General features: G+C 61.7%; 1 pseudogene. It reads right to left on the bottom strand.

Annotation, left to right across the window (positions count from 1 at the left end):
• Window positions 1-525, bottom strand: a pseudogene (locus CFR80_RS19710) (hypothetical protein); the annotation flags it as partial.

Genomic DNA, 525 nt, shown 5'->3' with positions numbered 1-525 from the left:
CGGCGTCACCTGCCCCACAACCGTGGATAACTGGCCCGCGATATTGCCTGTAATGGTGGCTACATCACTCACGGCACCGGTGATGGATGAAACGACAGAAGCCGCATCAGACCCGATCAGGGCGGACAGGGCGGATGAATTACCAGAAGCCGTCGCGCCGGTCTGCGGTGGCTGTTCCAGCACCAGCCGGTAGGGTATGACGATGCCCTTCTGCTGGAAATCGTATGAATACTGGACAATCTTGACCAGAAGTGACAGGCCCGCACCAGTGAACTGCACCGGTTGTCCGGCAACGCGCATAGATTTGAGCAGCAACGCGCGCTCATACGCAGTCGGGCCGACAAACGTGCCCGACAGTTCCAGCCGGTCGGGGTCGTTGCCCACCGCGTCGATGATCTTTCCGCCACCGGGCAGTTTGTGGACGGCAACCTGCTGCGTGCCGCCATCGCGGATGAGGTTTGGCACCTCCATGCCGGTCAAGGTCAGGCTGCCGATGGTAACGGGCGCAGATGCCCACAGCCGCCC

Origin of the sequence: Komagataeibacter oboediens (genome assembly GCF_003207815.1) — a bacterium.
Classification (GTDB): Bacteria; Pseudomonadota; Alphaproteobacteria; order Acetobacterales; family Acetobacteraceae; genus Komagataeibacter; species Komagataeibacter oboediens.
Note: the sequence above shows the minus strand (reverse complement) of the source record. Positions and strands in the feature narration are given on the sequence as shown.